Origin of the sequence: Labilibaculum sp. DW002 (assembly GCF_029029525.1) — a bacterium.
In the GTDB taxonomy this organism is placed as follows: Bacteria; Bacteroidota; Bacteroidia; order Bacteroidales; family Marinifilaceae; genus Paralabilibaculum; species Paralabilibaculum antarcticum.
The window spans coordinates 1-11,386 of sequence record NZ_JAKJSC010000014.1; the positions used below are offsets into that span (position 1 = coordinate 1).

General features: G+C 35.0%; 4 protein-coding genes. All 4 read right to left on the bottom strand.

What is annotated here, in order from left to right:
- Positions 1 to 4,052, bottom strand: a 4,052-nt coding sequence (locus tag L3049_RS21440; protein ID WP_275111890.1) for a cadherin repeat domain-containing protein, incomplete at its 3' end; no start/stop codon positions are given.
- Between the two features lie 90 nt (positions 4,053 to 4,142).
- Complete coding sequence (locus tag L3049_RS21445) at positions 4,143 to 6,350, bottom strand: OmpA family protein (RefSeq protein WP_275111891.1); 2,208 nt, start codon at positions 6,348 to 6,350, stop codon at positions 4,143 to 4,145.
- On the bottom strand, positions 6,350 to 7,270 hold the full coding sequence (locus L3049_RS21450) for a PorP/SprF family type IX secretion system membrane protein (protein ID WP_275111892.1): 921 nt from the start codon (positions 7,268 to 7,270) through the stop codon (positions 6,350 to 6,352). The genes L3049_RS21445 and L3049_RS21450 overlap by 1 nt, the downstream gene beginning before the upstream one ends.
- A gap of 638 nt (positions 7,271 to 7,908) precedes the next feature.
- Positions 7,909 to 11,386 (bottom strand): tandem-95 repeat protein (locus tag L3049_RS21455; RefSeq protein ID WP_275111893.1); only part of this gene is annotated, 3,478 nt, incomplete at its 5' end.

Genomic DNA, 11,386 nt, shown 5'->3' on the forward strand with positions numbered 1-11,386 from the left:
CTTCCATCAATCGAATAGCTTACATCATCACCATCTGGATCAATTGCTTTTGCTGTTAATCCTGTTGATGCGCCAACTGTTGCATTTTCATTTACCTTATTGTCAGCTGTATTGCTATCGGTAACTGGTCCAACTGGATTGTCTGTATCACCTTCACCTGACGTTGTTCCGTCGGCATTTACAATCGTGATTGTGAACGTTTCTTCTGAGGTACTTCCATCAGTACTGGTAGCAATTACCTTAACGGAATAACTTGGTGTAGTATCAAAATCCAAATTGCCATTAACTGTTACAACTCCTGAAGTTGGATTAATTGTAAATGGTACGCTTCCATCAATTGCATAAGTCACAAGATCGCCATCTGGATCGGTTGCTTCTGCTGTTAATCCTGTTGATGCGCCAATTGCAGCATTTTCATTGACTTTATTGTCAGATGAATTGCTATCGGTAACTGGTCCAACTGGATTATCTGTATCTCCTTCACCTGTTGTAGTTCCGTCGGCATTTACAATCGTAATTGTGAACGTTTCTTCTGAGGTACTTCCATCAGTACTGGTAGCAATTACTTTAACTAAGTAGCTTGGTGTGGTATCAAAATCCAAATTGCCATTAACTTTTACAACTCCTGAAGTTGGATCAATTGAAAATGGTACGCTTCCATCAATTGCATAGCTTACGTTATCGCCATCAGGATCGATAGCTTTTGCTGTTAATCCTGTTGATGCGCCAACTGTTGCATTTTCATTTACCTTATTGTCAGCTGTATTGCTATCGGTAACTGGTCCAACTGGATTGTCTGTATCACCACCTCCTTGAGTTGAGCCATCCGCATTAATTACTGCAATGGTGAAAGTTTTTGTCTTGCTACTACCATCAGTACTCAAGGCTTTTACAGTTACATCATGAGATGTTGCATCCTCATAATTCAGTTTTGTATCATCTGCAACAGTAATTTTCCCATCAGAATCAATCGCAAATCTACCATCTGCATTATCAGTTAAGCTGTAAGAAATTACATCTCCTGCATCTGCATCCGTAGCTTCTGCGGTAATTCCTACTGAATCGCCGTTGCTTGCATTTTCACTGATCTGGTTTGCTGCAGTATTTGTATCTGTAATTGCTGAAATTTCATTATCTGTATCGCCACCTCCTTGAGTTGAGCCATCTGCATTGATTACGGCAATGGTAAAAATCTTGGTTTTACTACTTCCATCTGTACTCAAGGCTTTAACTGTTACATTGTGTGATGTTGCAGCTTCGTAATCCAATTGATCTTCATCAGCAACAGTAATAACTCCTGAACTTGCATCAATTGCAAATCTTCCACCTGCATTATCAGTTAAGCTGTAAGAAATTACATCTCCTGCATCTGCATCCGTAGCTTCTGCGGTAATTCCTACTGAATCGCCATTACTTGCATTCTCACTTACTTCATTGGCAGCTATATTATCATCTGTAATTGCTGAAATTTCATTGTCTGTATCGCCAGCAACCGCATTTGTTATGGTAATTGTAAAAACCTCAGAAATTGAAGATCCATCATCACTTGTAGCTAAAACAGTAATTGTAGCTTTATGAGCTGTCAACAAATTAGATTCATAATCAACATTTCCATGCACAGTAACTACACCAGAATCCTCATCAATCTTAAACCAATTATTAAAATTATTAGTTAATGAATAGATTATCTCATCGCCATCCTCATCGGTTGCCCGTGCTGTAATAAAAACTATACCATCCTCTAATATATTTTCACTAATTATATTAGCAGTTGAATTAATGTCAACTAAATCTTTTACATCGTGATCATTATCTAAAATAGTGATGGTTTTTTGAGTAGAAGAACCGCCTACACAATTCGTTAAATCCCCCAAACTAATGATGATCGTCTCATCAACTTCTAAATCTTCATCTTCAACACTAGTAACTTTAATCTTTGCAACTTGCACTCCAATTGGAAATTCCATGGTATGCGTATCCGTAGCATTCAAAACCGAAGCTAAAGAATAGTCTCCTGAAACTGTTGTTCCTGTATATTCTAACTCAACTACAACTGGTTTAATAGGAGCATAACTTAAGTTCGCTTGAATAACTGATTCTTCAGCATTTTCTGAGACTTGAGTCTTTGATACCGAAAGTGAAACTTCAGGTGCTGGAGTTAGCCCGAAATATTGATCAAAATGCTCCTCTGCCTCAGAGTACATCGTGTAATATCTATAATTTGTTGTAGTAACAATATCTGAACCATTAGATACTCCAAGCAAATACTCTTTTCCTTGTGCTGGCTTAAATAAGAAATTACCGGTTCCAACAGGGTATCCGAACGTACCAGGAGTCTTTGTTACAAAAGTCTCAACCAAAACATCTCCAGCATCTTTTATTTTATTATTATTTACATCTTCATATAAATATACTTCAGCCCCTTCCAATAACGCATCTGCTCCATTCATAATTCCATCTCTATTGATGTCATTAAAAACAGTTCCACTAATACTTCCAGGAACAAATAGATCACAACCATGTGCTGGCAATTCAAAAACAAAGGTGTTTATTGTTCCTGTTTGATAAGAGTTCCAATAAGTATTAATGGAATTTACCTCTCCATAATAAAAATTAGACCAATTATGGCTTGGAGCTAACGCTCCCGTTAGTTCAACTTTAGGTTGTCCATCATCTAAGGATTCTGATATATTTGCATCATCCCAATATAATTTTGTTGTATATGGAGTTGGAGTTGCTGGACGTATTGTTTTAGGAACAATTCCTGTTTTAAGATATTCCACATCATACATCGGAAAGTGAAAAGTCCCTTGACAGTAATCAAAAATGGCTCTAACATTAACAGCATCAATAACATTACCCTTACCATCTTTACCGTCCCACGGGATATCCCGAATAAGCGTATCTAATTCATGAGGATAAGGATGAAACAAAGTCGTAATAATTCGATCTCTGGTATTTGGATCATACTTATCTTTAACACCATCAAAATCTAACAACAATTCAATTCTTCCTTTTTTCTCAACTGCTACTCGAAAGAAATAATTGCCTGGACATCCAAATAAACTAGGATATTTTTCATCAGCTATAAATCTACCATAAGAATCTGCCGAAGGGTAAGAAGTAATTTCTGGTTCGTTAAGGAATATTTTAAATTCTGGCGACAAAATATTTACATCCTCTAACGACTTCCTATTCACTGTAAAATCATTTGTATTATTTGTGCCTGTAGAATTAAATGCTACATTAAACGAAGCACCTTGAAAGCCTGAGTTTTCAAAATCAACTTCAGTAACATACCCACCTGGAAAATTTTGCTCTGTGCAGTAACTATAAAATTTACCGTTGAACTTTCGATTGTAATACTCCCCACCTTGAAGCCCATTATTATTTTCATCAATACCTGGAGATACGAACGACCAACCTTTTGAATAAACTCTACCATCAATAGCACTAGGGCTAGTATTATTTGTCGCAACAGTTATATCCCACCATTCTGTATAAAGACCTCCTGTACTCGAGAAAGCACTATTTCTATTAAACTCAATATAATAATCTCCAGCTCCACTTAAGATAGTAGGTTGGAAAACATATGCATTATATCCATCTGTTCTACCTCCCCCTAATATTTTATTAGGCCCTTTAATAGCTTTATTTCTACTACTAATATTGCCTGAACCAATACTTCCACTTGTAGACCAAACTACATTCCCATTAGGATCCTTAATTCTAAAATACCCTTCGATTTTACTGCTATTCACAGCAGCATGACCATGAGATTTAAATTGAGAAAACCCCAAAAATACTTGCTCGTTTGCTGGATCTTCAATGTGAATATACAATCTCTGACCATCATCACCATTTGGAATACCTAAATTACCATAAGGTCCAGAACATAAAGCCAAATGCAATCGATCACCATCAACTGGAGCCAACTGCTTTGTCCCTTCTGCAAATATATTATTTCGACTTGTTCCTAAAGTTATAATTAGCAAAATCAGCCAAACTTTGACTATTTGATTCATTATTTTCTTAGAGTAAAGTTTATTCATCCTATTTATTTATTGGGTAATCAGTAAATATCCTATTATGGAACTATCTTAAATCAAAAACTCCTATTCTAACCGCAAAAATTGGCACAATTAAAACACCAGCTCATCCTCTTGTTTTTCTTGAAAAATTGTATTTAACTGGAAGTCAACACAACGGTTTAATCGATACCATTCTTTCATGGACTCGCCTTCCTTTTTCTCAAAAGGAGAAGTATCACCAAGTGCTAGAATCACAACTCGATCTGGATCTATATTACTATCGATAAAGAATTTTCTGGTGGCCTTCGCTCTTTTATTAGCCAAGTACTTATTATAAGCAGATTCTCCACGAGTATCGGCTCTTGCCACAAGGGTAACCATTAGATTTTCGTTATTCTGTAAGATTTCAATTACCTTATCGATTCCCTCAAAAGCTTCTTTCTTAACAATCGCTTTATCGAAATCAAAATATACAGTAGATAAATCTTCAGGTAGAAATTCTTTCTTTTTCTCTGCACGAGAAATTGTTCTCATTGCAAATTCTTCTTTATTTGTCGCAGAATCTTGCCCGAGGCGATAATTAAAATCGAGAGCATAAAAACCTTCTTTTTTAGCAAAAAAACGATAGTCTATTCCTTTTTCCAGATCCAGCATAAAGCTTCCATCCTCTAATTCTGAAAGTAAATCACGCACAAAAGGTTCGATAATCTGAAAAACATCTGGTTTTAACAGGTTACCAGTATCAAAATCTTTGAATACAAAATTGAGATTTTCTTCAGGAATTACAGGAAGCAACGTCATATTTAAAACATGGGTTGTTTTAGGCTGTAAAAGATGCGTATACAAAATAGTATCGATAGGATAATAACCTTCCTTTTTGAGCTTAACAGAAAAATCCTCACCACCTTTCATGGTAAAACTATAGTGACTTGTTTCTCCTACCAATTCTAATGATTCATTATCTGAACTACTTGCTATAATTTGATCAGGAATGATCTCAGTCTGATCAATCGAATCTTTTACCTCGATAACAACTTGATTGTATTCCTCAACGGTAAAAGAGTACAAATCATCTTGCCCTAAACCTCCTTCTCTGTTCGAAGCAAAATATCCTTTTGCACTTCCTTCTTCAAAAACCATAGAAAAATCATCTGCATCAGAATTAAGTGGAGCAGCTAAATGAATAATTTTAGCGTCGGAAATATTAAGATTTAAACCATACAAATCTAAACCTCCTAAGCCTTTACGACCATTTGAGGCAAAAAACAAGTTACCTTCAGAACTTAGGAATGGAAACATTTCATTTTGAGCAGTATTTATGTACTCACCCATATTCTTAGGTTTTGACCACCTCCCATTTTCTTTTTTACAGCTATAAATATCAGTTCCTCCAAATCCACCAGGCATATCGGAAACAAAGTACATTACATTTCCATCTGAAGAAATGGTAGGATGTCCAATGGAGTATTCATCGTTATTGTATGCAAACTCCTTTAACTCACTCCACTTTCCATTTTTAAATTTAGAAATATAGATTTTCAAATTACTCGTTCCATCTTTACTTCTGGTCAACTTACCATGCAAGTAATTGTTACGAGTCAAATACATTGTTTTATTATCATTAGCAAAACAAACCACACCTTCATGATAACGTGATCTAACCTCTTTTGCGAACAACTTCACCTCAGCATTTTTATCAATCAAATCATATTCGAATAGCTCAAGAAAAAACTGACCATCCCAACCATATTTTGATTTATTTAATTTTGAGACTTTGCGACCAGAAGTAAAAACAAGCTTTTTATTGATAATTACTGGTGCAAATTCTGAATATTCAGAATTAATATTTAGGTGAGAAACTTTTCCTTGCATTTCCAACAGAACTTCCTTTATGTTCTGATTCACCTCATCCAATAATTGCAAAGCAGATAAATCATTCTTATTTCTACTTACATATTCTTCTAAGCTTTTCTTTGCTTGTTTATAGTTTCCTCTGTTTTTTATAAAAACAGCGTAATTAAACAAATCATTATCTGAATGATTTGAATTTTCTAACAACAACTCATATATGCATTCTGCTTTCTTATCGTTCTCAACTTTGTCATAAGAATCTGCTAAGCATCTTAACAAATGAACATTTGCCGAGTCGATAGCTAAGGAGGATTCATAATATTCAATGGCGCGCTTGTAATTAAATCGCTTATAGGCTTTATCTGCTTTTTCATTAAGTATCGTCTGACTCTTAATCGAGAATGAAACACCCAAAAACAAGAAAACCAGTAACGTAAATCGCAACATATTAACTTTATCTTTTTTCATTAGAAATATCTAGGAGATTTAATTTTTCGATTCGTTAAGGATAGATCATAACTAACCGAAATTTCATGAGAACCATTTCCTCGTCCGGAAAGTTTTGCAATACCTATATCGTAGGAATAGCCTAATTTTAATTGACTAGTAAAATTGTATTGCACGATTGCTGCGATGGCATCTTCTTTACGATAAGAACTACCTAACCAAATCCTATCATAAAGAATCACCATTCCTGTTAGATCATAAGATATTCGTGAACCTTGTGTTGCTTTAATAAAAACAGATGGTTTTAGCTTTACAACAGGTGATAATTGCATTAAATATCCACCAGTCAAGTAGTAATGCAATTTATTTCGATCTAAAGAAGATTCAAATTCACCTCCAGAAAGTTTTGTTTGCAAAAAATGAGGAATCGAAAATCCTACAAAATATTTTTCTCCGTAGAGATAAGCACCAACACCAAAATGTGGAGACCAATTATCTTCAAGGTTAGCTTGTATCATTTGATCATTATAATCAACCACTCTGGTATTTACGATATCAAGCTTATAACTCATGAAACCTGTCTTAATACCAAAATTTAAAAATGTTTTGTCTGTAAGTTGAATTTTATAAGAAACATCAATTCCGACATCAGTCATTTTTTCAGGTCCTAACTTATCTGTTGCCAAGGTTAGGCCTAAACCAAGGTTAAAAAAATTAATAGGTGAATTGGCCGATAAAACGGTACTCTCTGGAGCTCCTTCAATTCCGACCCATTGCTTTCGCGAAATCCCTAACAATTGCAAAGCATCTCTAGATCCAGAATATGCAGGGTTTATACCCGATGGATAATTTAAATATTGGGTAAACATTTTATCCTGTTGTCCAAAACTTAAACTAATACTCCCTAGAAATAAAAGAAAAAAGGGTAAAAATTTTTTCATATAATCGTTTTGTTTCATTAATCTCATTTACATCTTTAAAACTTGTATCTATAAGCTTTAACCAAGCTAAAATCCAACCAATAAATCTTCTTAATTCAAGATTAATTAAGGCTAAGATTTTAATTTCAAAGAAGGACAAAGATAATATCCAGTCCTCTTTAAAGTCTAAGCATTCACTAGAATATGATCAATGTATTATTACACCTGACAAGTGAACAATACCATACACTAAACCAATCCATAAACTTATCAACAACTCTTAAAACTTTCGTTTTATACCCCATAATTCATATTTAGTTATACAAACTAGACGAAAGCATATTTATATTTGATAAAGACTATGTTTTAATGTGTTAAGTACTACTAAAAGCTGATCAGCACTTTCATTAATTAATGATTAAAATGAATTATCGTAGAATTATCAACAACAAAAAAACCCATCCAAAACACAATATAATTATTAACATTATACATTACAATGTTAAACCTAAAGCGTTTGCACTCATCAATGTATTATTGTAAAGTAAAATACATTATTCAAGTTTAACTAATAAGAAGCATCAACTCTCCAAATAAACAATAGCAAAAAAAAGGCTGAATCATTGCGATTCAGCCTCTACTTTATTACATGAAATTATCTAGTATCTTAAATAGACATAACCAGTTAGCTTCTTACCACCACCAATATTTAGAACATAATAATATGTCCCAGGAGGTAGGCGATTGTGTGAAAACTGTCCATTCACATTACCATATCCTTCCCATGAGTTATCGTAATTCTTCATCTTATAAACCGTGTTACCCCAACGATTAAAAATGTGTAGAGAATTATTTGGGAAATTACCAATCCCAACGATCACAAATCGTTCGTTGTACTCATCTCCATTAGGGGTTATCACTTCCGGAATGAATACCTCTTCTGGTGAAATCTTAATGTTGATGCTTGCCGCAGCAATTAAGCCTTCCGAATCGATCACCTGATACTTCATCATAACCTCACCAACATGACGCTCTCTTGTATCATAAGTTAAATTCATTAACTGCTCAACAGTTATGATATCATCAATCTCAAGGACATCTCCTCCTAGAATTCGAACAGCTCCAAACTCAACTACCGATATGATCTTTACAGAAAGTACATCTTCGTCAAGATCGATAGGACGATCTACTTCAATAACATTCCCTTTAGATTCCTCCTTTACTTCCATAAAGGTATCGAATGCTTCAGGAGCATCATTAACAGGATTAATCGTAATGGTCACAGTGGCTTCACTACACAATTTAGGATCACCATTATCGCATACTTCATAAACAAAAGTATCCGTCCCATTAAAATTATCATCTGGCTCATAAGTGTAGGTTCCATCATCATTAATGGTTAAAGTACCATTACTAACATCACTTACAGGTGTTGTACTAATAATTAAATCATCTCCATCTAGGTCAGAATCATTAAGCAATATATCACCTTCAACTATACCTCCATCTTCATCAATCGTGATCACATCATTTTCTGCAATTGGAGCATTATCATTAACTCCTTCTACTGTGATATAAATTGTCTTGGTATCAACATTACCAGCTTCATCTGTTACATGCACCTCAAATTCATAGATGTTATTTCCATTTGAATCTTGTGGCATTTCAAAGTCTGGTTCTACTTTAAATCTCAACTCTCCTGTAACTGGATCAATAGTAAACAATCCTGCATCCTCTCCACTAATCGAGAATATTAACAGATCATCTTCATCAGCATCCAAACCTGTTACGATTTCAATAAATGTAGTTCCTTCATCAATAGTTACATCTTCAGCAGTTATAACAGGATTATTATCATTAACTGGTGAAAGATTAATTGTAATTGTTGCAGTACTTGAATTTAATCCATCGCTTACAGTAATTATTAAGATTCTAGTTCCATGGTCAACACCTTCATAATCTAGTACACTTCCATCCTTAACTACAATTTTGTTATTTACTAACTCATATGCATCATTATCAGGAATACTATAAGTAATAATTCCACCATCTACATCAGTTCCAGATAAGACATAGGCCAAGGTACCATTAGATGAATTCTCAGGAATTGTATTCATTCCATCTGAAAGAACAGGTGCATTATCATTTACCGGAGAAAGATTAATTGTAATGGTAGCTGTACTTGAGTTATCGCCATCACTAACAGTCACAATAATTACTCTTGTTCCATTCCCAGGAACATCATAATCCAATAAGGATCCATCTTTTACAACAATCTTATTTCCAATAATTTCATATGTTGAATCATCCGGCATACTGTAAGTTAGTGGATCTCCATCAACATCAGTACCGTTCAATACGAATACTTCTGTTCCATTGGCCGTATTTTCAGGAATAGTTGTACTTCCATCAGCTAATGCTGGAGTGTTGTCATTTACTGGTGAAAGATTGATTGTAATGGCAGCAGTACTTGAATTTGTTCCATCACTTACAGTTACTGTAAATACTCTGGTTCCATTACCTGAAACATCATAATCTAACAAACTACCATCCTTCACTAAGATTTTGTTTCCAACAACTTCATATGCTGCATCAACTGGCATGCTGTAAGTAAAGACAGTTCCTGCATCTGCATCAGTTCCACTTAAAGTATAAGCTTCAATGCCATTTGCTGAATTCTCTAGAATCGTATTGTTTCCATCAGCTAATGCTGGAGTATTGTCATTAACTCCTTGAACTGTAATTTTAATCAATTTTGCATCTGTATGAAATGCTCCATCGGCAACAGTGACAAGCAACTCATAAACATTATCTCCATTCGCATCTCCTGGTATTTCAAAATCTGGTGCAAGCTTAAAAGTAAGCTCTCCACTCAATAGATCGATATCAAACAATGAAGCATCTGTTCCACTAATCGTGAATGACTTAGTATCTCCAGCATCAGCATCTGTTGCCGACACAGTTTGCACAACTGTCAAGCCCTCATCGATTGTAACATCTATAGCTGACAAAATTGGATCATTATCATTTACTGGTGAAAGATTGATTGTAATGACAGCAGTACTTGAATTTGTTCCATCACTTACTGTTACCGTAAATACTCTAGTCCCATTTGATGGAGCTTCGTAATCCAATAAACTTGCATCTTTTACAAGAATTTTATCTCCTGATATCTCATATGCTGCATCAACTGGCATGCTGTAAGTAAAGACAGTTCCTGCATCTGCATCAGTTCCACTTAAAGTATAAGCTTCTGTTCCGTTAGCAGAATTCTCTGGAATTGTGTTGTTTCCATCAGCTAATGCCGGAGTGTTGTCATTTACTGGTGAAAGATTGATGGTGATAGTTGCATCACTTGAATTTGCACCATCACTTACAGTCACTGTTAGAACTCTTGTTCCATTTGATGGAGCTTCGTAATCCAGTAAACTTGCATCTTTTACAAGAATCTTATCTCCTGATATCTCATAAGCCGCATCAACTGGCATTGTATATGTAAAGACAGTTCCTGCATCTGCATCGGTTCCACTTAAAGTATAAGCTTCAGTGCCATTTGCTGAATTCTCTGGAATTGTGTTGTTTCCATCAGCTAATGCTGGAGTGTTGTCATTTACCGGTGAAAGATTGATGGTGATAGTTGCAGTGCTTGAATTTGTTCCATCACTTACTGTTACCGTAAATACTCTAGTTCCATTTGATGGAGCTTCGTAATCCAGTAAATTTGCATCTTTTACAAGAATCTTATCGCCTACAATTTCATAAGCCGCATCAACTGGCATTGTATATGTAAATACAGTTCCCGCATCTGCATCAGTTCCACTTAAAGTATAAGCTTCTGTTCCATTTGCTGAATTCTCTGGAATCGTATTGTTCCCATCAGCTAATGCTGGAGTATTGTCATTTACTGGTGAAAGATTGATGGTGATAGTTGCAGTGCTTGAATTTGTTCCATCACTTACTGTTACCGTAAATACTCTAGTTCCATTTGATGGAGCTTCGTAATCCAATAAAGATCCATCTTTTACAAGAATCTTATCGCCTACAATTTCATAAGCCGCATCAACTGGCATGCTGTAAGTAAAGACAGTTCCTGCATCTGCATCGGTTCCACTTAAAGTATAAGCTTCTGTTCCGTTA